Source organism: Vibrio sp. YYF0003 (assembly GCF_036350715.1).
GTDB classification, from domain to species: Bacteria; Pseudomonadota; Gammaproteobacteria; order Enterobacterales; family Vibrionaceae; genus Vibrio; species Vibrio natriegens.
Genome location: NZ_JAZDWA010000002.1, coordinates 723534 through 745946 on the forward strand (window position 1 = coordinate 723534; position 22413 = coordinate 745946).

Sequence of the window (22413 nt, forward strand, 5' to 3'; positions counted from 1 at the left end):
TTACAAAAACGGTGACCACGCAGGCGCTCTTACGCGTCCATTTGTCGCAGGTAATCTCGCTTTAAATCGACCATCAATGGAAACCATCGAAAGTACGTTTTTCTTATTGTACATGGAGCTATATACAACCATGCCACCGTTTGGAGCAATACTTGGTGACTCATCAAGTAAGGTCTTGGTAAGAACTTGAAGAGCACCCGTTTCTAAATCTTGTTTTGCCAAGTTGAAGCCTGAATCACTGCGATTCACCATCACCAGGAATCGGCCGTCAGGTGTGATTTGACCACTCAGGTTCTGACTACCTTGCCAAGTTAAACGATTAGTATCACCGCTGCCCAAATCTACTTGATAAATTTGAGGTTTTCCACCCCTATCCGATGTGAAAACCAACGATTTTCCATCTGGGTGCCAGAACGGTTCTGTATTATTTGATCTGCCACGCGTAATTTGTGTGAGCTGGCGAGATCTCAGATCGAATGTGTAGACCTGCAATGACCCCGTCTTCGACAGAACAAGTGCAAGTTTGCTTCCATCTGGCGAAAACTTAGGTGCACCGTTGTGACGAGGATAAGAAGTTATCTTTTCTCGTTCGCCAGTGTAGATATTCATGATGTAAATTTCAGACTGACCGTTTTGGAAGCTTACATACGCTAGCTTCTGGCCATCTGGAGACCAAGACGGTGACATCAACGGCTGTTTAGAGCGAAGTACCAAACGTTCGTTGTAACCATCGTAGTCAGAAACACGCAGTTGGTAAGGAAAACGCTCAGTGTCACTCACCACTACATAGGCAATTCGGGTCATGAATGCGCCGCGGTCACCCGTCAGCTGCTCATAAACCAAATCGGAAATGCGGTGCGCGTATTCACGCATACGAGACGCTTCTACAGTCGCAACTTTGTTAAACAACACATGGTCTTTCGATAGTACGAGTTCACCATCACCGCCTAATGCTTTACCCTGACCGCCAGTTAGCTGACCACGAACGATATCAACAAGCTGGTAGTTAACCACATAATTACCCTGCTCATTTTGCGTGATAGAGCCTGTCAGTAAGGCATCAACACCCAGGTTGGTCCATGAATCAAAATTAACCTCAGATTCATTAAAAGGCGTCTGTGGCATTTTGTTTGTCGGCACCGGGCTGAATTTTCCGCTGCGTTGTAAATCAGAGGCTATTACCGCAGAAATATCTGTTGGCAGCGCCGCAGCACCTTCCCATTTAAATGGAACTACAGCTATTGGTCGTGCTGAATCAATACCGTCGGTAATAACCAACTCTAGTGCAGCATTCGCTACATTCGTCATACTGCTTAGCAGTACAAACATTCCTAGTAAAAGGCGTTTAATCACGTCTCTGTTCCTTTTAGTCCAAAGCAACCGTTAAGTTGATGTCTTTCAGTTTTTCATTGACCGCAGCTTCTGACGATTTAGGGAACGTCCCAACTTGTGCAATCGCTCTTTTTGCTGCCGCACAAACTCGCGTATCGCCACCCAGTACGGTAACACCAGCAACCATCATATCCGACCCGGTAGGAATCAGTTTGATGTTTACCCTACACTCCTTTCCCAGCAAATAGTCATCCTTAATCAACTTTTGCTGAATACTCTGAGTGTATATCGACGACATACGAGAAAGCTCGTCGTTGATAAATTGGTTACGAGCCGCACTGTTTTGGCTTGCTTCATCTTCTAAGCCAGCAAAAATGTCATCCAATGCTGCTTCTTGTTGTTTACGTTCACGCTCGGCTTTCTCAGCAGCTTCACGAGCTTTACGTTCGCGCTCTGCCGCCTCTTTGGCCGCTTTTTCTTTTGCGATACGTTCTTGCTCGGCTTTTTGCGCGGCTTCACGTTCACGTTTGGCTTTTTCTTCAGCTTCTTTCGCTGCTTTCTCGCGCGCCACACGTTCTTGTTCCGCTTTTGCAATCGCCGCTTCTTTCGCTAAACGTTCCTGCTCCGCTTTACGTACTGCCTCTTCTTTGACTTTACGCTCTTGTTCAAGCTTAGCAGCTCGCTCTTGCTCTTTGCGAACACGTTCCTCTTCGGCTTTGCGTTCCTGCTCTTTTTTCTTGCGCTCGGCTTCCGCTTCACGCGCGGCTTGAGCATCTTTAGCCTGTTGCTCTTTCAGCTTGCGAATTTGCTCTTCTTCAGCTTTGCGATTTTTTTCCAGCTGCTCGGCTTCCCGTCTTAATTTATCCAGACGTTCTTGTTCCTTCTTAGCGGCCTTTTCGCGTTGCTGACGAATCTCTTTCGCTTGTTGCTGAACAAGCTTTGGATCGATAACAACGGCCTGAACCATCTGTCCTGTTGGTTCAGGTTTTGACATTGTTAGATCAGTACCCCAAAGCAATGCGACTACCAACAGGGCGTGCAAACCCACCGATATCATTATCGGCTTGGAGTACTCTTTCGTCTGGTTCTTTTTTTCTTTCATGAATAGTTGACGTTTATTCCCTGATATCGGTCAGGAGCCCTACTTTAGGGATACCGGCACGACTCAATTCATCAAGTAGAAGGACTACATCTGCATACGGGGTTGCTGCATCGCCACCTACCGCAACAGGTGAATCAGGTTTAAGCGATCGCTCAGCTTTCACACGGACAATCACATCTTGCAGTGATAAGCCACGTTGAACTTCTTCATCGTTGACACTCAGACCTAAGTTACCATCGCGATCAATTTCGATAATGATGAAACTGCTATCAGTATCTCCGGCTAGCTCCTGAGCAGGGGTTGCGTTTGAGGTCTTTGGTAGCTCAACATCAACACCTTGCGTCACGAATGGAGCGGTTGCCATGAAAATGATCAACAGTACCAGCATCACGTCGATATAAGGTACAACGTTGATCTCTGCCGTCATTTTGCGCTTTTTAGGTTGGTAACCCGCCATGCTTTATTCCTTATCCGCGCTGTCTCGGCCAGCCATCGCCTGACGATGAAGGATGCTGTGGAATTCTTCTGAGAAAGTCGCGTAAGTGTGCTCAAGCTTACTTACTTTGTTGCTTAGTCGGTTGTAAGCCATTACCGCTGGGATAGCAGCAAACAGACCCATTGCCGTCGCGATCAACGCTTCTGCGATACCTGGTGCTACCATCGAAAGGGTTGCTTGTTTTACTTCACCCAGTGCGATAAACGCGTGCATGATGCCCCAAACGGTACCAAACAGACCAATGTACGGGCTGATTGAACCTACCGTCGCAAGGAAAGGTAAGCTGGTTTCTAGCTCATCAACTTCACGAGCAACGGCAACGCGCATGGCACGTCCTGTCCCTTCCATAATGTAAGCTGGAGAGTTCGCGTTACTCTTACGCAGACGTGCAAATTCTGTAAAACCGGCGTAGAAGATCTCTTCTGTGCCGATGATTTCATCTTTACGAGCTTTTACTTTTTGGTAAAGCTGAGAAAGATCGGTACCTGACCAGAACTTATCTTCAAATGATTCTGCATCTTTTGATGCGTGTGAAAGCACTTTGCTGCGCTTAATGATCATCGCCCATGACGCAATCGACATACCAAGTAGTGTCAGCATCACAAGTTTTACCAACAGACTTGCCTGAAGAAAGAGATCTAAAATGGAAATATCAGCAGTCACTATTTGTTAGCTCCGAATTAATAAATGCTGGAATAGCTATTGGTTTCATTTTCTTATTATCGACACATGCTACCTTAACAAAGGTACTGCACAATATCCGCCCTTGATCATTGACCAACTCTTGACAGAATTGTAAAGACGCACGTTTTATTTCTGACACTCGGGTCAAGACTGTCAAATGTTCGTCCAGCTTTGCCCCTTGTTTGAAATCGATATCCATGTGTCGGACAACGAAACCGATGTTTTGTTCCAGTAACACTTGTTGAGAGATACCTTTTGCACGCAACATTTCAGTACGGGCACGCTCAAAGAATTTCAGGTAATTTGAATGATAAACAACGCCACCCGCGTCTGTGTCTTCATAGTACACGGTGATCGGCCAGCGGAATGAATTAGATGTGCCTTGCAAGAGAGTACCAATAGAGTCAATTCTTTAAAGTAGTTACTATAACTTAAGCAATATGAATTGGTACCAAGTGAGCGGAATATTTTTGATTTTTGTAGAAAAAATAAAAGCCAGGCAAAGAGCCTGGCTTTTAATCGATGATGAAATAACCGACTTTATTTCAGCTTATTTCAAGCTACATGAAATAGCGTACAGTTAAGTACAATAAGATAGTCAGTGAAAAGTATGGGCTGAATAACACCTGCCAATACCAACTTCTCGGCTTGAAGCCAACGCCAAACACCATGCTTGAGCATACTGCCCAAATCAGTGCTGGAGCGATGACGGCGTTAAACCCGCCAATCGCCTCGCTGTACGCTTCTGGCTCCCACATGACCAATCCAACATGCATAAAGCCGAGGATGAGAGATAAGACCCTCAGCAGAGTCTTATCTGTTGGTTCATGTAACTTCGCTACCTTATCAGCGAGATCACTCACTGTCTTTATCCATCATTTCTGAGTGCTCTAACCAAAGAGCGTTGATGATACCGAATGCACAAGCAAGTAGTACACCTAGAATCCATGCGAAATACCACATAGTAATTGCTCCTTAGTAAAGTGAGTTTTTGTTGTCTTCAATGTACTTATCATCCAAGCGGCCGAACATCTTGTAGTAAGTCCAAGACGTGTAACCCAGAATGATTGGTACCATAACAAACGCAACACCTGTCATTAGGTTAAGCGTCAGCTCAGATGAAGTAGCATCCCACATCGTCAAGCTATGGCTAGGCACTAGATCTGACGGCATAATGAATGGGAACATCGCAAAGCCAGCAGTAAAGATAATACCCGCAACACCAAGGCTTGAAGTGATGAACGAAGTCGCACACTTTTCAAGGCGAGAAGCCAGTACAGTCAGCAGTGGCATCGCAACACCTAGTACTGGTGCAGCCCATAGCAGTGGGTGGGTTTCAAAGTTCTTCATCCACGCACCTGCTTCACGAATCACCTCTTTGTTCAGAGGGTTAGACGCTGCATTGGTATCAATACCACCAACAATTACGTAGCCTTCAATGTTCTGAACCCAGAAACCAGCAACAACAAACGTTACCACGGTTAGCAGACCAGTAAGCTGAGCGACGTTACGCGCACGAGTATGCACTTCGCCAGTAGTCTTCATCTGTAGCCAGCTTGAACCTTGCATCAGAATCATGAACAAGCTTACTAGGCCACACAGCAACGCGAATGGGTTTAGCAGGCCAAAGAATGAACCGTGATACGTTGGCATCAGGAAGTCACTCAATTGGAATGGAACACCTTGTAGAAGGTTACCAAAAGCTACACCGAAGATAATTGGCGGTACAAAGCCACTGATTGAGATACAAATGTCCCAGTTTCTGCGCCATTTTGGATCTTCAATTTTCGAACGGTAGTCCAGACCAAGAGGACGTAGCCACAGCGCTGCAAGCGTCAAGATCATCGCCAGGTAGAAACCAGAGAATGACGTTGCGTAAACAAGAGGCCAAGCTGCAAACAATGCACCACCCGCAGTGATAAGCCAAACTTGGTTACCATCCCAGTGTGGGGCGATTGAGTTAATCATGACACGACGTTGTGTGTCGCTTTTACCGATAACAGGTACAAGCGCGCCTACACCCATATCGAATCCATCTGTTACTGCAAAACCAACTAGTAGAACACCGATCAGTACCCACCAGATGAATCGCAAGATTTCGTAATCAAACATCTTGTTGTCTCCTTGTCTTACGCTTCTACTTGGCGACTAACTTTGTCTTCAACAGAGTCAGCGTTTTGCTCGAAGTGGTAACGTCCAGTTTTCAGACTACTTGGACCTTTACGAGCGAATTTCACCATTAAGTAAACTTCTGCAATCAAGAATGCAGTGTAAAGCGCCAGAATCGCGAATAGTGAAGTCAAGATTTCACCGGCTGTCAGTGCTGAAGCTGCAACGTGTACTGGGAGAATCTCACCAACCGCCCATGGTTGACGACCAAACTCCGCAACAAACCAACCTGCTTCGATAGCAATCCATGGAAGTGGAATACTGAATAGCGCAGCTTTAAGCAGCCATTTCTTCTGTGTAATCTTCTGACGACACGTTTGGATGAACGCCAAGCCGAATACGAATAGCATGATGAAGCCACACGCAACCATGATACGGAATGACCAGAATAGCGGCCACACGGTTGGGATAGAGTCATCCGCTGCTGCTTGAATCTGCTCTTCTGTCGCATCAACAACATTTTCTGTGTAGCGTTTTAGAAGTAGACCGTAACCTAGGTCACCTTTCACTTCATCGAACGCAGCCATGTTCTCTTCAGACTTATCACCCGCACGAAGCTTCTCTAGCAGCTCGTACGCGTACATACCCGTACGGATACGCTCTAAGTGTTGATCATGCAGGTCACGTAAGCCCGTTACTTCCTTATCGATAGAACGAGTTGCAATAATACCCATTACGTAAGGGATCTTAATTGCGTAGTCAGTATGCATGTCTTCTTGGTTAGGAATACCAAACAGCGTGAACGCAGCCGGTGCTGGTTCTGTGTGCCATTCAGCTTCTACTGCAGCAAGCTTCACTTTCTGAACTTCACCAAGCTCATAGCCTGATTCGTCACCAAGAACGATAGTAGAAAGAATTGCTGCCATACCGAATGAAGCGGCGATAGCAAATGAACGACGAGCGAACGCCACGTCACGACCTTTTAATAGGTAGTATGAACTGATGCCTAGAACAAACATTGCGCCACAGGTGTAACCAGAAGCTACCGTGTGAACGAATTTAACCTGAGCAACTGGGTTAAACACAACTTCAGCAAAACTCACCATTTCCATTCGCATGGTTTCGAAGTTGAATTCCGCGCCAACTGGGTTTTGCATCCAGCCGTTCGCAATCAGAATCCACAGTGCTGAGAAGTTAGAACCTAAAGCCACCAGCCAAGTTACCGCTAAGTGTTGACGTTTAGACAGTCGATCCCACCCGAAGAAGAATAAGCCTACAAACGTTGACTCCAGGAAGAACGCAACCAGTGCTTCGATGGCGAGTGGTGCACCAAAGATGTCACCTACGTAGTGCGAGTAATACGACCAGTTAGTACCAAACTGGAACTCCATGGTAAGGCCGGTAGCCACACCAAGTGCAAAGTTAATACCGAACAGCTTGCCCCAGAACTTGGTCATGTCCTTATAGATTTGCTTATTCGTCATTACGTACAACGACTCCATAATGGCCAGTAGGAAGGCCATACCAAGGGTCAATGGTACGAATAGGAAGTGATACATCGCTGTTAGTGCAAACTGCAACCGCGATAGATCAACTACGTCAATCATGGTAACTCCTATGTGTCGGCTGAATGACACTCTCTACATATTGCAATCCATAATCAAGTGTTATTCACACATGAAATATGTTGAATTGTCACAACTTTTTGTTGCGAAAATGTACTTCGTTGGTTAGTTAATTGTTAAGCATCAGCTAATATAGCTGTGGCTAATATTACTTGTAAAAACACATTGTTTCAAAAGATTTATAGCCAGAATGCGCTTTGATACACATCAATATTTATGCACAGAACGTGGACAAAAATCCATCACCTTGACGCAAATCAAACAACACCTGACGCAAATGTTAAGGCTGGGTAATCAGGGGAGTAAATAACGGGCTACAGGCAAACATTAACGCAACAACTAGAACCTTTCTGTTAACTAAAAAGGAATTAAAGAAATTCAATAAATGAGATATAGATCACTAAAAGCAAAAAGGCTGAGCAATTTGCCCAGCCTTTTTACTTTCTATTTTTCGATTCCAAAGTGGAGATAAGCCCGATCAGTGGCAATTCTACCCCGTGGTGTTCGTTGTAAATAACCTTGTTGAATCAGATAAGGTTCCAGCACGTCTTCTATGGTGTCTTTTTCTTCACCAATAGCCGCTGCCATATTATCTAAGCCAACGGGACCTCCACCAAACTTCTCCATAATCGCGAGGAGAAGTTTACGGTCCATATAGTCGAAGCCCTGAGCATCAACATCAAGCATGTTAAGCGCTTTATCAGCGACATCAGCACAGATGTGACCATTGCCTTTTACTTCTGCATAATCACGCACACGACGTAATAAACGGTTTGCGATACGAGGTGTGCCACGAGCACGACGTGCGACTTCTAAAGCCCCTTCCGGGTCCATAGAGAGACCTAAACAATCCGCACTACGCTGAACAATGTCCTGCAGGTCTTTAATCTTATAAAACTCAAGACGCTGAGTGATACCAAAACGGTCGCGTAATGGTGACGTCAGTGAACCAGCACGCGTTGTCGCCCCGATTAAGGTAAATGGCGGCAAATCGATTTTAATTGAGCGAGCTGCCGGACCTTCACCAATCATAATATCTAGCTGGTAGTCTTCCATCGCGGGATAAAGCACCTCTTCAACCATTGGGCTCAAGCGGTGGATTTCATCGATAAAGAGAACATCGTTTTCTTCTAAGTTGGTGAGCAGCGCGGCTAAGTCCCCTGCTTTTTCCAGCACTGGACCTGAAGTGGTACGAATGTTCACTTCCATTTCGTTAGCAACGATATTGGCGAGTGTGGTTTTACCCAAGCCAGGAGGACCAAAAATCAACAGGTGATCTAACGCTTCATTACGCAGCTGTGCCGCTTTAATAAAGATCTCCATCTGGCCTCGAACGTGATCCTGACCTTGGTAGTCTTCTAACTTTTTCGGACGGATTGCGCGGTCAATGACGTCTTCTTCCCTAAACGCCGGGTTTTCTGGAGCGATTAAACGATCAGCTTCAATCATCTTGTTACCTTGAAAAAATGGTTACCTGAGAGAATAGATTACCTTAAGCAACTTATTGCAATCGGCAAACTGTTACCTTCGGACTGGCGTTACACCATTGATTTTAGCGCTTCACGAATCAGCTGCTCGCTGTTCATATCCGGTTTCGCGATTTGAGACACGACTTTCGAGGCTTGCGTTGGTTTGTAACCTAGAGCAAGCAGTGCACTCACCGCCTCTTCTTCTGCGTTGTTAGATGCAGCCGTTGCGGAATCTGCTGGTGCGGCATCGGTAAATGGGGTAAAGAGATCACCAGCACCCCACCCTTTCAGACGGTCTTTCATTTCAACCACAAGGCGCTCAGCCGTTTTCTTACCAACGCCCGGCAGCTTAACGAGTGTTGAAACATCCTCTCGTTCAACGCATGTAACAAACTGACTTGCTGTCATACCAGACAAAATGCCCAAGCCCAATTTAGGACCCACGCCGTTTGCTTTAATCACTTCACGGAACAACGCACGCTCTTTTACGGTATTGAAACCGTAAAGCAGCTGAGCATCTTCGCGAACAACAAAATGAGTATAAATGATGGCTTCTTCGCCGATGTTTGGCAGCTCGTAGAAACAGCTCATTGGCATCTGAACTTCATAACCAATGCCGTTAACTTCAATTAAAACTTCAGGAGGTTGCTTTTCTAGCAAGGTGCCGCGAAGACGTCCAATCACGATAAATACTCTTTGGAAATGAATTTGCGACAGGATAATAAAGAACTGGATAGACATCCAGTTAATTTTACCGGTAGCGCCCTTTTCGTGCGCTGGTTGCCTTTCCTGCCAAAGCCACTAGCGTTTTGTTGGTATTGGCATGACAGATTGCCACACCCAAGGCATCGGCCGCATCGGCTTGCGGTTTTGCTGGCAGCTTCAACATATGTTGGACCATGTGCTGGACCTGAGTTTTATCTGCACCGCCTGTCCCCACAACGGCCTGTTTAATCAGGCGTGCGGCGTATTCATAAACAGGTAAATCCGCATTTACTGCCGCTACGATTGCACTGCCTCGAGCCTGTCCCAGTTTTAGCGCAGAATCAGCGTTTTTCGCCATAAAAACTTGTTCGATAGCGAAGACATCTGGCTGAAACTGAGTAATGATTTCCGTAACACCAGCATAAATTTGTCTGAGTCGCCCTGGGAGCTCTTTTTCAGACATGCGGATACAGCCGCTGCCAAGATATTGCAAATGGCGGCCTTGCTGGCGGATGACACCGTAACCGGTAATACGTGAGCCTGGGTCAATGCCCAAAATAATTGACATTAAGTTTCCTAATCAACAACTCATTAAATTTATTAGACTTATTAGAATATATTTCATTAAAACAAAAACTCCCGCAATTGCGGGAGTTTTTCTTCAATTGTTGTGCGCTTATTCTGCGTCTTTTTCTTTTGCTACTGTTACCGCAACTGCCAACTCTTCTAGCGCTGCAGGGTTTGCAATGCTTGGTGCGTCTGTCAGTAGACACGCTGCTGCTGTTGTTTTAGGGAACGCGATAACATCACGGATGTTCTCAGTACCACATAGCAGCATAACCAGACGGTCTAGACCGAATGCAAGACCTGCGTGTGGAGGCGTACCGAACTTCAGTGCGTCTAGAAGGAAGCCGAATTTTAGTCGTTGCTCGTCAGCATCGATACCTAGGATATCGAACACTGCAGCCTGCATTTCTGCGTTGTGGATACGTACAGAACCGCCGCCCACTTCGTAGCCGTTTAGAACCATGTCGTATGCGTTTGAGTTCGCTGCCGCTGGGTTCGCTTTTAGCTCTTCCGCATTAACACCAAGAGGTGCCGTGAACGGGTGATGCATTGCGTGTAAGTTGCCTTCGTCATCTTCTTCGAACATTGGGAAATCAACAACCCATAGAGGTGCCCATGCAGACTCGTCCGTTAGTTCTAAATCTTTACCTAGTTTCAGACGTAGTGCACCTAGCGCTTCTGCAACGATGCCTGCTTTGTCAGCACCAAATAGGATGATATCGCCAGATTCTGCTTGAGTGCGGTCTAGAATACCGTTGATCACGTCTTCGTTTAGGAACTTAGCTACTGGAGACTGGATACCTTCCACCCCTGCAGCGCGGTCGTTAACCTTCATCCACGCCAGACCTTTCGCGCCGTAGATACCAACGAACTCAGCGTAACCGTCGATTTGCTTACGAGTCAGAGACGCACCGCCAGGTACACGAATTACCGCAACACGACCTTTCTCGTCGTTTGCCGGACCAGAGAACACTTTGAAGTCTACGTCTTTTACAAGATCAGCAACGTCTACTAGCTCTAGTGGGTTACGTAGGTCTGGTTTGTCAGAGCCGAAACGACGAATTGCTTCCGCAAACGGCATTACTGGGAACTGACCCAGGTCTACGTTTAGTAGCTCTTGCCACATATCGCGAACCATGTTTTCAGTCACTTCACGTACTTGATCAGCCGTCATGAATGACGTTTCGATATCGATCTGAGTGAATTCTGGCTGACGGTCAGCACGCAAGTCTTCGTCACGGAAACACTTAACGATTTGGTAGTAACGGTCAAAACCAGACATCATTAACAGCTGTTTAAATAGCTGTGGAGACTGAGGAAGCGCGTAGAAACTGCCCTTATGAACACGGCTTGGTACTAGGTAGTCACGAGCACCTTCTGGCGTCGCTTTAGTTAGTACTGGTGTTTCGATGTCCAGGAAGCCGTTGTCGTCTAGGAAACGACGAACAAAGCTAGACGCTTTAGCACGTAGCTTGATGCGGTCACTCATTTCTGGACGACGTAGGTCCAGGTAACGGTACTTCAGACGCTGCTCTTCAGAGTTCTTTTGGTTGAAGTCTAGAGGCAGAACGTCAGAACGGTTGATGATTTCAAGACCTTTCGCAAGGATCTCAACTTCACCGGTTGCCATGTCTTTGTTTACTTGGCTTTCTGGACGAACACGAACTTCACCCGTTAGTTTGATACAGAATTCATTACGAAGTGTGTTAGCCACTTCATACGCATCCGCCATATCTGGATCTACAACTACCTGAACGATGCCTTCACGATCTCGCATATCGATAAAAATAAGACCGCCTAAATCACGGCGACGGTTAACCCAGCCGCAAAGTTCTACAGTTTGTCCTGCAAGGGACTTGTTCAGGTGACCACAGTAATGGGTACGCATAATGAAATTCCCAATCTCTCAAAAGTTGTTGACTACGCTCTGTCGGCTTCATTGCCAAGCAGAGTAAAGATTCAGTTATACGCTGAAAGTCTATGAAAATCGACTACTCAGCGTACAATTAAGTGTGTTTTATCATTCATTGGTGCTTTTTAGTACTACAACTGTTCAAAACCGCACCAGAGCGAAAAAATTGCTGCTGATTATAACGTGAAATTACCTATTTCAGCAAAACTCTCGTAAAGTGATCGCAGGATTAAATGTAAAGAAGAATAATGGATAACTTACCCCTTCGACTTGGACTAACCATGTGGTCACATAACCTGTGGCAACAAAGCTTCTATGGTAGTGGCACAAAGCCTGCTGAGCGTTTAGAGAAGTACGCACAGGTATTCCATACTGTAGAAGGCAATACCACCTTTTATGCGACACCGTCACTTAGTACTGTTCAAAACTGGAAATCAGCAACGCACGACGATTTCAAGTTTACCTTTAAGCTACCAAAAGCCATTACTCACCAACAAATGCTTAGAGGATGTGATGAGCAGTTGCGTGACTTTATGAAAGTGATGGAACCGCTCCATGAGCGAGTCGGTCAGTGGACAATCCAGTTGCCAGCCGCTTTTGGTCCTGAATACCTCGACCGTTTAAAAAAGTTCTGCGCCAGCTTTCCACCGAACTTCCCTCTTGGTGTAGAAGTGCGTCATATGGCGTTTTTCTCCAAAGGTGATGATGAGCGAGCGCTCAATCAATGGCTGATAGAAAATGGCATCGACCGAATCATCATGGACAGCCGACCTGTGTTTGCAGCTAAACCAAATAGTGAAGCGATCATCGATGCTCAGATGAAAAAGCCCAAAGTGCCAGTACACGCAATTGCCACTGCTGCCCACCCGATGATCCGCTTTATCGGCCACCCGGAGGAACAGCAGAATTATGACTTTTTTAAGCCTTGGCTGAGCAAACTTTCACAGTGGATCAATGAAGGTAAACAGCCTTATGTGATGATCCATACCGCCGACAACATCATCGCACCAGAACTGGCTGCAAACATTTATAAGAATCTACAAAAGCACATTACGCTCCCTGATTTGGAGCCCTTCCCTGCCAATGATGGCAACTCCCAGTTACAGATGTTCTGATGCAATCTAAAGCAATGCATGACAGAGGCGCGAATTTCTCATAAAATACGCGCCTTTTTTGATGTCTGACGTTTTTTGAAGACTATATAGTCCCGTCAGCTTGTATGCAGAGATATGGTTATGAACCCTAAGAGCAATCCAGATACTATTTTTTCGGCTCCAATCGATAAAATTGGGGATTTCACGTTTGATGAACGCGTAGCGGAAGTCTTTCCTGACATGATTCAACGCTCGGTGCCGGGTTACAGCAACATCATTTCTGCGATTGGCATGCTGGCTGAACGCTTTGTTAAGCCGCACTCCAACATTTATGACCTTGGGTGTTCTTTAGGTGCAGCGACACTTTCAATGCGCCGCCATATTAAACAAGAAGGTTGTAAAATCATCGCTGTCGATAACTCTCCAGCCATGGTCGAACGTTGTAAGCTTCACGTAAACGCATACCGCAGCGACACACCAGTAGAAGTCGTTGAACAAGATATTCGTAATATCGAAATTGAAAACGCTTCGGTAGTCGTCCTGAACTTCACACTTCAGTTTCTTTCTCCAGAAGATCGCTACACGTTGTTAGAGAAAATCTACGCTGGTCTGCGCCCTGGCGGCATTCTGATTCTGTCTGAAAAATTCGTCTTTGAAGATGAAGTGTCTAATGAACTATTGATTGACCTTCACCACGACTTTAAACGTGCAAATGGCTACAGCGAGCTGGAAATCAGCCAAAAACGCAGCGCAATCGAAAATGTAATGCGTCCGGATTCTAAGAAAGACCATAAAGAACGTTTCGCAAAAATTGGATTCTCTAGCTATGACGTCTGGTTCCAGTGCTTTAACTTCGGCTCTATGTTTGCAATTAAGTAACCATTCGGATAAGTAAACATTCGAACTCAAACTCAATTTACTTTTACACCATCAACTCAGCGATTAACTAATTATGTTTAACTTTGCAAATTTCTATCAATTAATTGCCCAAGACACGCGTCTTCAACCGTGGCTAAACGTGTTACCACAACAGCTAACGGACTGGCAAAATGCAGAGCACGGTGACTTTGGTCGCTGGTTGAAAGCACTGAACAAAATTCCTGAGGGCTCACCGAATCAGGTTGACATTAAAAACTCAGTCACCATCAGCAATGACACACCTTTTCATGAAGGTGAATTGAAAAAACTAGAAAATTTGCTGCGTACATTCCATCCATGGCGCAAAGGGCCGTACACAGTGCATGGTATTCACATTGATACCGAGTGGCGCAGTGACTGGAAATGGGATCGTGTTCTTCCACATATCTCACCGCTAAAGAACCGCAGTGTGCTCGATGTCGGCTGTGGTAATGGCTACCACATGTGGCGCATGCTTGGTGAAGGCGCTCGTCTTTGTGTTGGCATTGATCCTTCCCACCTGTTCCTGATCCAGTTTGAAGCGATCCGCAAACTAATGGGCGGCGATCAGCGAGCGCACCTGCTGCCATTGGGTATTGAGCAACTACCAAAACTAGAAGCGTTCGATACGGTATTTAGTATGGGTGTTCTGTATCACCGCCGTTCTCCGCTTGACCATCTAATTCAGCTCAAAGACCAGCTGGTTTCGGGTGGTGAGCTTGTATTAGAAACCCTAGTGATTGAGGGTGACGAAAACGCCGTTCTTGTACCGACATCTCGCTACGCTCAGATGCGTAACGTATATTTCTTCCCTTCAGCAAAAGCACTCAAAGTGTGGTTAGAGCTGGTTGGCTTTGAAGATGTCCGTATCGTAGATGAGAATGTGACTACGGTAGGTGAGCAACGCACAACAGACTGGATGACTCACAATTCACTACCAGACTACCTAGATCCAAACGATCCGAGTAAAACAGTGGAAGGCTACCCAGCGCCGCGCCGTGCAGTGCTTGTGGCTCGTAAATCATAATTAACTTAGATTTCTGACATTGCTCTAACTCACTGCTTCTATTAAGACATTACCCTCTCATCTTATCTCTTCAAGGGTGTGGTTCGCACCCTTGATTCTAAGCTTTTCGTCACTATTCCTCACTCTATAAGAGATAGAGAAACATTCTTACTTGTGAGGCTTTGTTGATATAAGCTAAACTCTTAAAAATCAAACAACTTAATCCATCCCAAGGTTTTCAATGTTATTACGATTGACTCCGGTTGTTGCCATCGTCTTGCTATCTGGATGCACACTTACCAAAGGCGAACAGTACCACCAAGAAACGTTAGCCGCTATCCAATCCTCAGAAACGAATGTCAATAATCGTATTGCTACTCTGGAGCAGCAGCTCAGTAACCAATCGAACCATATCGACAACCTTGAAGGCGAAGTGACGACACTAAAAGGCGAGCTTCGTACATTCCGTGACGAAGCCATGGCCGAAGTCAAAAAGCCAAAAGATCCTATCATCGTTCAGGCTCCTACCCCTGTAGAACAGACGCCAACACATAACATTATTCTCGGTTCAATTGAGAAAGTGACCATAGATTCTATCAAGCAGACGTTCGATGCTCGAGTCGATACTGGCGCAGCCACTTCGTCTTTAAACGCTATCGATATTAAAGAGTTTGAAAGAAACGGAAAAAACTGGGTTCGCTTTCATTTGGCCGACAATACAAAGTCTGAAGAAGAAAAGAATATTTGGATTGAAGCTCCTGTCCTGCGCTACGTGAAGATACGTCAATCCACGGCAGATGATCTTGATCGCAGAGCCGTTGTCGAACTGTGGGTCAAAGTTGGGAAAATCCATGAAAAAGCGCAATTTACGTTGGCAGATCGTTCCCATATGAACCATCCTATTTTACTAGGTAGAGAATTTATTCGCGACATCGCGTTGGTCGATGTTAGCCGCACATATATTCAAACAGAAGAAAACTAAGAATAATAAGGTAGATTATGACGTCAAAAATACCGTTTTACGTATCCGTCATTTTATTGGTGGTTGCGGGCATCGCTTTGAGTGTTTTCAGACACCAAAATTATGGCGTGCCATGGACTCCAGGTGAAACGCGTCAGGTATGGGATGTAGAAGCTCGTATAGAATTCAACGCTAACGGCAACGAAGTAAAAGCTTCCCTTGCCGCCCCTCATACTCAAAGTGGTTACACACTTATCGGCGAATCCGCTTCTTCTTCTGGTTATGGGGTCTCTTACATCAACTCAGACTCCGGACGTCGCGCAGAATGGTCAATACGTCAGGCTCGCGGTCCTCAGACCATCTACTACAAAGCACAATTTCTGGTGGACCCTCAAGCTCAGGTTACGCCTCTCCCACCAGCAGATGAGATTACTCCTCCAACGCTTTCAGCTCCGCAACAGGCCGCAGCAAACGCACTGATTGAGCGAGCAATGAGCCGCTCTGCGGACAACGTGACATTTGCACGTGAACTGATCAAAACATTGAACGATCCAGACAGTCAAAACTCTGCGCTGCTACTGAACGATTTTGACCGTACCGATGCGTTACACAATATCCTTCTCTCAGCAGGTGTACAAAGCAAAATAGTGGGTGTTATTGAGCTGGAAGATGGACGCCGACGCCAAACCATTCAACCAATGGTACAAGTGTGGTCTGGTAAAGACTGGGTTCTGTTCTCTCCAAACTCAGAGCAAAAGGCCGTGCAACCTAACCTGTTGGTTTGGGATGAATCCAACGTATCGCTGCTCGATTTAGTTGGCGGCAATAATAGCCAAGTTCATTTCTCAATGATCAAGCAGGATATGACTCCTCAACAGGCCACCAACAACAAGATTGAAGCAGATGGCCTGATGAACATTTCTATTCATAGCTTGCCACTTGAAGAACAAGCTATGTTTAAGACCATCATGCTGATCCCAATTGGCGCACTGATTGTGGTATTCCTGCGCGTGATTATCGGCCTGAAAACATCAGGTACCTTCATGCCAGTTCTGATTGCGGTCGCCTTCGTCCAAACGCAATTGATTACTGGTATTGTCGGCTTCTTGCTGATTGTCGGTACGGGCTTGATTATCCGAAGCTATCTGTCGCGACTTAATTTACTTCTGGTCGCTCGAATATCGGCGGTTATCATCACGGTAATCATGATCATCTCGGTATTCACTGTCGTCGCATTTAAGATCGGTCTGACAGAAGGTCTGACGATTACCTTCTTCCCGATGATCATCTTGTCATGGACCATCGAACGTATGTCGATTCTGTGGGAAGAAGAAGGGGCGAAAGAAGTGGCGATGCAAGGTGGTGGCTCACTACTTACCGCAGTACTGGTTTATTTGGCCATGACCAACTCATATATCCAACATCTGACGTTTAACTTTATCGGTCTTCAGCTGATCGTTCTGGCAGGGATTCTACTACTTGGTACGTACACTGGTTACCGCTTGACAGAACTTCGTCGTTTCAAACCGCTAGCGGAGGATTAAACGATGTTTGAACGTTATACCACGCCAGCAAAACTTCGCCATAAAGGTATTATGGGGATGAACAAGCGCAACCATAGCTATATTGGTCGCTACAATGATCGTTCCAAATATCCTTTAGTGGATGACAAGCTGAAAACTAAAATCATCGCTCAGGCAGCAGGGGCGACCGTCCCTGCCCTCATCGGCGTCATTCATAACCAAGCTGAAGTAAAAACCATACACAACATGGTTAAAGAGTGGCCAGGCTTTGTAATTAAGCCTGCTCAAGGTAGTGGTGGTAAAGGTATTTTAGTTATCACCTCACACAAAGATGGCGTATACACCAAGCCTTCAGGTGCAACCATTGGCAAAGAAGAAGTAGAGCGCCACATCAGTAACGCGCTTGCCGGGCTATTTTCTCTTGGTGGTAAAAACGATGTTGCCGTCGTTGAGAACCTGATCAAGTTTGATGACTGCTTTGATGGTTTCAGTTATGAAGGTGTGCCGGATGTTCGAATCATTGTATTTAAAGGCTACCCTGTAATGGCGATGATGCGTTGTTCGACTGCGGCCTCTGATGGTAAAGCGAACCTTCACCAAGGCGCTGTGGGTGTGGGTATTGATATCGCCACGGGTAAAGCGATCAGAGCTGTACAATTTGACCAACCTGTCACTCACCACCCTGATACGGGAAAAGACCTTTCAACGCTGGAAGTTCCACATTGGGAGCGCTTGCTTGAACTGGCTTCTAGTGCTTGGGAAATGACAGGTCTAGGCTACATGGGCACAGATATGGTGCTGGACAAAGAAGAAGGGCCGATGGTTTTAGAGCTCAATGCGCGTCCGGGCCTGGCTATTCAAATCGCGAATGGCATGGGTTTACTGCCTCGTTTAAAACATATCGAAAGCCTTGGTACTCCTGCTGAATACCCTAAACCGAAAGAGCGCGTCGCCTACGCAGCAGCGCAGTTCGGTGTTAAACCGCAATTCTGATATCACTTTTGCTCACTGGACCTCTAACATGTGGTTCAGTGAGTGCAAATAGCATAAATTCCTCTGATTGCTAGGTCACCTTTCATATTTGAGCGATATAGCTCGTTTTCAATTTAAAGCGCGAAAGCGCTAGCCTCAATCAATGATCTATCTAACAAATTAAACATAGAACGTTTTTTTAATACTCAACATCTTGAGTATTATAATAGCTCCCCTAACTCAACTTATGAGGTTGAGACATGCTAACAAAAGAGACAAATAATAAAGAACCATCGCTTGTTGACCATGAGACTCTAGACCAGCATCTACAACGCTTGTCAGAGATTTCTATCCAGGCACTTGAAGAGCTTGCTGAAATGCTCGAAGTTAAAAAAGACGTTTCAGAGGAGTAGCATCTAGCCTTTGTATAAAGCTAAATGCTCAAAAAGCCGAGACTGCCGTCCTACTGTCTCGGCTTTTTTATTTTGGCTTTAGCACCAGTTATTTTCCTAGCGGCCTACCCAACCTTAGATATCCTCGTTTCAGACTCAGAATATTCGGCATATTGTGACTTGATTTGATCGGAGATTTTTTCCGCAATCATGATAGTAGGTGCATTGGTGTTTCCACCGATAAGCGTTGGCATTATCGAAGCGTCAACCACTCTTAGCCCTTCTAACCCATGGACGATTAAATCCTTATCCACCACCGCCAGAGGATCATCCGCCGTTCCCATTTTACACGTACCCACGGGGTGGTATTGGGTATCAGCCCGGTTACGGATATCCTGCTCAATGGCATGATCATCGTCAACATCAACCGGATAAAAATTATCACCTCGAACGTCATTAAATGCCTGACTTTCCATCATCTGGTGTTGCTTCTTCCACGCTTTGATCATGATGCCGATATCATCCGGGTGGTTTAAAAAGGCAGGATCAATCAGCGGCGCGTCATAAGGGTCAGCACTTTTAAGTTTGACGGTTCCCTTACTTTTTGGCCTTAGTAGCGTAACGTGAGAGCTATAACCGTGGCTGAGGTGGATCTTACGTGCATGATCATCAACCACTCCCACCACAAAGACGAACTCCAAATCAGGCACATCAATATTGTCATCAGAGTAAAGAAAGCCAATTCCTTCAGCAAAGTTACTGCTCATTTTGCCACTACGCTGGTTCATCCACTGAGGCAACGCTTTACCCATTTCAGAAACCATTCGTAGCGAGACGCCGAAAGACTCTCTCTTATCAAGGCATTTGTAGCTGTGTACCAAATCAATATGGTCTTGTAAGTTTTCGCCAACACCCTGTAACTCATGAACTTGATCAATATTGTGCTTATCGAGATCAGCTTTGGCTCCAATACCAGATAAGAGCAAGATTTGTGGAGAACCAAATGCACCCGCCGATAAAATCACTTCACGATTGCATTTAATTTGGAAACGCTTCCCTTTCAAACCGTATTCGACGCCAACCGCACGCTTTCCTTCAAACAGAACCTTATGCGTGGTGGCTTTGGTCAGCACCGTAAGATTTGTCCGGCTTAAGTGTGGTGTCAGATACGCTTTTGCTGCGCTGCATCGCTCACCATCTCGTTGAGTCACTTGCGTGTAAGTTGCGCCAAACTGTTGTGCGCCATTAATATCTGCACTGCGGGGAACACCGATGGACTCACAGGCCGACAAATATCGCTCAACAAGCTTACTCGGAGAGCGCAAGTCAGTGACATTCAAAGGCCCGCCCTGACCATGATATTCATTGTGGTGAACCTCGTTGTTTTCCGCTTTTTTGAAATACGGTAAACATTCGTCGTAGCTCCAGCCAGTATTACCTAGACTTGCCCATAAGTCGTAATCATACCGGTTCCCTCTCGAGTACATCATGGCATTAATCGAGCTCGAACCACCTAACGCTTTTCCTCTCGGTTGATAACCTTTACGACCATTTAATCCGGTTTGTGGCACCGTTTCAAAACCCCAGTTATGTAACTTGGTCGGCAGCATAGCCACCGTGCCGACAGGGGTCTGAATAAACGCACTGTTGTCTTTGCCACCAGCCTCTAACAGACAAACCGTCACCTCAGGATCTTCAGATAAACGCGAAGCTAAAACGCTACCAGCAGATCCACCACCGACAATAATGTAATCGTAGCTTTCCATTACCGGCCTCCCATAGACAGTAAATGAGCGGTACTCTCTTGCCATTGATGCAGGTAAGTCATGCCACTTGAAGAAAGACGCAACACGCAAATGCGTAATCCTTTCGCTGATTTCGTCATATTTCATCCTTGAATTGATTAGGTCATTACAAACGTACTAAGTGAGGCGCGGTGTCAGCTATTTTTTTTCTTTAATCGCGGGTCCGGCTTGCCGACAAAAACACGCAGTATCAGCTTTTGTACCCAACTTCCGTATGGAGGTGAAAAGAGCTGAACTGGAAACCAGTCTCGCATTTGCAATACAGAACGTGCATGACTCAACTCTCTGAACCCTTCTTCACCGTGGTAATTCCCTATCCCTGAATTACCTACCCCACCAAACGGCACCGAGTGATTGAGAACATGCCAGCCCCAGTCATTCAATGTGACGCCACCACTATGAGTCTGTGTCAGCACGGTTTCACGCTGCGTCTCATCGTTAGTAAACAGGTAGCAAGCCAGAGGACGTGGTTTGTCAGTAATGTATTGAATTACTTCTTCAATGGATTGATAGGTATGAACAGGAAGCAACGGGCCAAAGATCTCTTCCTGACAAATACGCATATCTGGTGTCAGGTTGGTCGCGATATAGAGCGGCGTTTTACGTCCTTCTCCACCGTCCAGACATTGCGTAATCTCAGCGCCCTTTTCTTTTGCATCATTCAATAAGTCATGGAATCGCTTATGCTGTGCATCATCCACGAGCGCGGTATAGTCCTGATTCGCTTTAATCTCGCCATACATGGATTGGTGAGCAGCCTTTAGTGCTTCGACAAACTCTTGCTGTTTACCCTCCGGTACAAAAGCGTAATCCGGGGCGATGCAAATTTGTCCCGAGTTCATCCCCTTACCGTGTGCAAGGCGTGCCGCCGCTTTTTTAACATCGTAATCTTCAAATACTATCGCAGGCGATTTACCACCTAGTTCAAGCGTTACCGGAGTTAAATTGGCAGCAGCATTTGCCATGATGGTTCTGCCACTTTTTGGCGATCCGGTGAAGACCAAATGATCAAATGGAAGGTGGGATATTTCCATTGCTTCAGGATGCGTGCCGTCGACAACGCGCACCAAGTTCTCCGGGTAAATCTCCGCTAACATGCGGCGTAGCTGTTTTGTCGTCGCAGGGCAATTTGGTGGCATTTTGATCATGCAGCGGTTACCAGCAGCTAATGCGGTAATCATTGGTCCAATCGACAGGTAAATAGGGAAATTCCACGGACAGATAATACCTACCACGCCTTTCGGCTGATAACGGACTTCAAGCTTATTGCCTTTAAACAACCATTCTGTTGGTCGTCTGCTTGGCTTCATCCAGCTTTTCAGGTGACGGAGCACATGGTTGATATCAAGAATCGGAGCAAGAACATCAGCCATGATTGACTCTGTGTGACTGCGTCCGCCAAAGTCTTCATTCATTGCTTCCGCTAAAACATTCTGATAGCGAGAAAGTTGCCTTTTTAAATCCACTAGCCGCTGCTTCCTAACAGCTAACGTTGCTAACGGCTCCGCTTGATAGGCAGTTCTGAGTTCAGCGAACCAGGTAGCCAGTTCGCTGGAATTTAGGTTTTCAGGCGCATCCATGTTTTGGTTGTTATCAACCGTCTCATCATGCTTTGCCAGCATATTCATATTTTTCTCCCACCATGCGATTTATTGAATTACAACATTTTGATAACATTAATCACAGGTTACAAAATGACAAAAACCGGTGATATTCGGACAACTTTGAGAACAACCTGACAGAAAGCCTCGGTCAGACCAGT

General features: G+C 45.9%; 22 protein-coding genes. 7 read left to right on the forward strand and 15 right to left on the reverse strand.

Annotation, left to right across the window (positions count from 1 at the left end; translation table 11 throughout):
- The 13 genes from tolB to aspS all read right to left on the reverse strand — a co-directional run bounded on the left by tolB (nt 1) and on the right by aspS (nt 11977).
- Entirely contained in the window at nt 1-1353 is a 1353-nt protein-coding gene (tolB, locus tag V1U08_RS09725; RefSeq protein ID WP_330470516.1) for a Tol-Pal system beta propeller repeat protein TolB, read from the reverse strand.
- Nucleotides 1354-1366: 13 nt separating this feature from the next.
- Nucleotides 1367-2434 carry a cell envelope integrity protein TolA gene (gene tolA, locus V1U08_RS09730; protein WP_014231362.1) on the reverse strand — a complete coding sequence of 356 codons (1068 nt, stop codon included), beginning with the start codon at nt 2432-2434 and terminating at the stop codon, nt 1367-1369.
- A gap of 13 nt (nt 2435-2447) precedes the next feature.
- A complete protein-coding gene (locus V1U08_RS09735) occupies nt 2448-2891 on the reverse strand; it encodes an ExbD/TolR family protein (protein ID WP_014231361.1) in 444 nt (147 codons plus the stop codon).
- 3 nt (nt 2892-2894) lie between these two features.
- Nucleotides 2895-3593: a protein TolQ gene (gene tolQ, locus V1U08_RS09740; protein WP_014231360.1), complete on the reverse strand. Its 699-nt coding sequence runs from the start codon at nt 3591-3593 to the stop codon at nt 2895-2897.
- Entirely contained in the window at nt 3583-4002 is a 420-nt protein-coding gene (gene ybgC, locus V1U08_RS09745) for a tol-pal system-associated acyl-CoA thioesterase (RefSeq protein ID WP_014231359.1), read from the reverse strand. The genes tolQ and ybgC overlap by 11 nt, the downstream gene beginning before the upstream one ends.
- A 172-nt stretch (nt 4003-4174) precedes the next feature.
- On the reverse strand, nt 4175-4477 hold the full coding sequence (ybgE, locus tag V1U08_RS09750; RefSeq protein ID WP_065296615.1) for a cyd operon protein YbgE: 303 nt from the start codon (nt 4475-4477) through the stop codon (nt 4175-4177).
- Entirely contained in the window at nt 4470-4577 is a 108-nt protein-coding gene (cydX, locus tag V1U08_RS09755; protein ID WP_000270284.1) for a cytochrome bd-I oxidase subunit CydX, read from the reverse strand. Before cydX ends, ybgE begins: the two co-directional genes overlap by 8 nt.
- A gap of 12 nt (nt 4578-4589) precedes the next feature.
- Nucleotides 4590-5726, reverse strand: a complete 1137-nt coding sequence (gene cydB / locus V1U08_RS09760; protein WP_020332892.1) for a cytochrome d ubiquinol oxidase subunit II — start codon at nt 5724-5726, stop codon at nt 4590-4592.
- 17 nt (nt 5727-5743) lie between these two features.
- Nucleotides 5744-7330, reverse strand: coding sequence for a cytochrome ubiquinol oxidase subunit I (gene cydA, locus V1U08_RS09765; RefSeq protein WP_014231356.1), 1587 nt, complete (start codon nt 7328-7330; stop codon nt 5744-5746).
- A gap of 462 nt (nt 7331-7792) precedes the next feature.
- The gene (gene ruvB / locus V1U08_RS09770; protein ID WP_065296613.1) at nt 7793-8797 is read right to left on the reverse strand and encodes a Holliday junction branch migration DNA helicase RuvB; all 1005 of its coding nucleotides are present in this window, start codon (nt 8795-8797) and stop codon (nt 7793-7795) included.
- Nucleotides 8798-8886: 89 nt separating this feature from the next.
- Nucleotides 8887-9501 carry a Holliday junction branch migration protein RuvA gene (ruvA, locus tag V1U08_RS09775; protein ID WP_065296612.1) on the reverse strand — a complete coding sequence of 205 codons (615 nt, stop codon included), beginning with the start codon at nt 9499-9501 and terminating at the stop codon, nt 8887-8889.
- Between the two features lie 67 nt (nt 9502-9568).
- Entirely contained in the window at nt 9569-10090 is a 522-nt protein-coding gene (gene ruvC / locus V1U08_RS09780; protein WP_065296611.1) for a crossover junction endodeoxyribonuclease RuvC, read from the reverse strand.
- Nucleotides 10091-10198: 108 nt separating this feature from the next.
- Nucleotides 10199-11977 carry an aspartate--tRNA ligase gene (gene aspS / locus V1U08_RS09785; RefSeq protein ID WP_014231352.1) on the reverse strand — a complete coding sequence of 593 codons (1779 nt, stop codon included), beginning with the start codon at nt 11975-11977 and terminating at the stop codon, nt 10199-10201.
- A gap of 272 nt (nt 11978-12249) precedes the next feature.
- Between aspS and V1U08_RS09790 the strand changes: the two genes are divergently transcribed.
- From V1U08_RS09790 to V1U08_RS09820, 7 genes are all read left to right on the forward strand, one after another.
- Nucleotides 12250-13116, forward strand: coding sequence for a DUF72 domain-containing protein (locus V1U08_RS09790; RefSeq protein ID WP_330470517.1), 867 nt, complete (start codon nt 12250-12252; stop codon nt 13114-13116).
- Nucleotides 13117-13236: 120 nt separating this feature from the next.
- A complete protein-coding gene (gene cmoA / locus V1U08_RS09795; protein WP_014231350.1) occupies nt 13237-13974 on the forward strand; it encodes a carboxy-S-adenosyl-L-methionine synthase CmoA in 738 nt (245 codons plus the stop codon).
- Between the two features lie 73 nt (nt 13975-14047).
- Complete coding sequence (cmoB, locus tag V1U08_RS09800; RefSeq protein ID WP_014231349.1) at nt 14048-15019, forward strand: tRNA 5-methoxyuridine(34)/uridine 5-oxyacetic acid(34) synthase CmoB; 972 nt, start codon at nt 14048-14050, stop codon at nt 15017-15019.
- A gap of 220 nt (nt 15020-15239) precedes the next feature.
- Nucleotides 15240-15980, forward strand: coding sequence for an ATP-dependent zinc protease family protein (locus tag V1U08_RS09805; RefSeq protein WP_020332890.1), 741 nt, complete (start codon nt 15240-15242; stop codon nt 15978-15980).
- A gap of 17 nt (nt 15981-15997) precedes the next feature.
- Complete coding sequence (locus V1U08_RS09810; RefSeq protein WP_020332889.1) at nt 15998-17503, forward strand: inactive transglutaminase family protein; 1506 nt, start codon at nt 15998-16000, stop codon at nt 17501-17503.
- Nucleotides 17504-17506: 3 nt separating this feature from the next.
- Nucleotides 17507-18475, forward strand: coding sequence for an alpha-L-glutamate ligase-like protein (locus V1U08_RS09815; RefSeq protein WP_014231346.1), 969 nt, complete (start codon nt 17507-17509; stop codon nt 18473-18475).
- A gap of 239 nt (nt 18476-18714) precedes the next feature.
- Complete coding sequence (locus tag V1U08_RS09820) at nt 18715-18867, forward strand: hypothetical protein (protein ID WP_330470518.1); 153 nt, start codon at nt 18715-18717, stop codon at nt 18865-18867.
- A gap of 104 nt (nt 18868-18971) precedes the next feature.
- Here the strand turns inward: V1U08_RS09820 and V1U08_RS09825 are convergent, their stop codons facing one another.
- Entirely contained in the window at nt 18972-20612 is a 1641-nt protein-coding gene (locus V1U08_RS09825; RefSeq protein WP_330470519.1) for a GMC family oxidoreductase, read from the reverse strand.
- Between the two features lie 173 nt (nt 20613-20785).
- Complete coding sequence (locus tag V1U08_RS09830; RefSeq protein ID WP_330470520.1) at nt 20786-22279, reverse strand: coniferyl aldehyde dehydrogenase; 1494 nt, start codon at nt 22277-22279, stop codon at nt 20786-20788.
- Nucleotides 22280-22413: the final 134 nt, after the last annotated feature.

What these genes read in the sequence shown, in the direction of transcription:
- V1U08_RS09735 (WP_014231361.1), bottom strand. Translation starts at nt 2,891, where the DNA reads ATGGCGGGTTACCAACCTAAAAAGCGCAAAATGACGGCAGAGATCAAC.
- cmoA (WP_014231350.1), top strand. Translation starts at nt 13,237, where the DNA reads ATGAACCCTAAGAGCAATCCAGATACTATTTTTTCGGCTCCAATCGAT.
- V1U08_RS09790 (WP_330470517.1), top strand. Translation starts at nt 12,250, where the DNA reads ATGGATAACTTACCCCTTCGACTTGGACTAACCATGTGGTCACATAAC.
- ruvB (WP_065296613.1), bottom strand. Translation starts at nt 8,797, where the DNA reads ATGATTGAAGCTGATCGTTTAATCGCTCCAGAAAACCCGGCGTTTAGG.
- V1U08_RS09830 (WP_330470520.1), bottom strand. Translation starts at nt 22,279, where the DNA reads ATGAATATGCTGGCAAAGCATGATGAGACGGTTGATAACAACCAAAAC.
- cydX (WP_000270284.1), bottom strand. Translation starts at nt 4,577, where the DNA reads ATGTGGTATTTCGCATGGATTCTAGGTGTACTACTTGCTTGTGCATTC.
- aspS (WP_014231352.1), bottom strand. Translation starts at nt 11,977, where the DNA reads ATGCGTACCCATTACTGTGGTCACCTGAACAAGTCCCTTGCAGGACAA.
- V1U08_RS09810 (WP_020332889.1), top strand. Translation starts at nt 15,998, where the DNA reads ATGACGTCAAAAATACCGTTTTACGTATCCGTCATTTTATTGGTGGTT.
- cydB (WP_020332892.1), bottom strand. Translation starts at nt 5,726, where the DNA reads ATGTTTGATTACGAAATCTTGCGATTCATCTGGTGGGTACTGATCGGT.
- ruvC (WP_065296611.1), bottom strand. Translation starts at nt 10,090, where the DNA reads ATGTCAATTATTTTGGGCATTGACCCAGGCTCACGTATTACCGGTTAC.
- cmoB (WP_014231349.1), top strand. Translation starts at nt 14,048, where the DNA reads ATGTTTAACTTTGCAAATTTCTATCAATTAATTGCCCAAGACACGCGT.
- V1U08_RS09820 (WP_330470518.1), top strand. Translation starts at nt 18,715, where the DNA reads ATGCTAACAAAAGAGACAAATAATAAAGAACCATCGCTTGTTGACCAT.
- cydA (WP_014231356.1), bottom strand. Translation starts at nt 7,330, where the DNA reads ATGATTGACGTAGTTGATCTATCGCGGTTGCAGTTTGCACTAACAGCG.
- tolA (WP_014231362.1), bottom strand. Translation starts at nt 2,434, where the DNA reads ATGAAAGAAAAAAAGAACCAGACGAAAGAGTACTCCAAGCCGATAATG.
- V1U08_RS09805 (WP_020332890.1), top strand. Translation starts at nt 15,240, where the DNA reads ATGTTATTACGATTGACTCCGGTTGTTGCCATCGTCTTGCTATCTGGA.
- V1U08_RS09825 (WP_330470519.1), bottom strand. Translation starts at nt 20,612, where the DNA reads ATGGAAAGCTACGATTACATTATTGTCGGTGGTGGATCTGCTGGTAGC.
- V1U08_RS09815 (WP_014231346.1), top strand. Translation starts at nt 17,507, where the DNA reads ATGTTTGAACGTTATACCACGCCAGCAAAACTTCGCCATAAAGGTATT.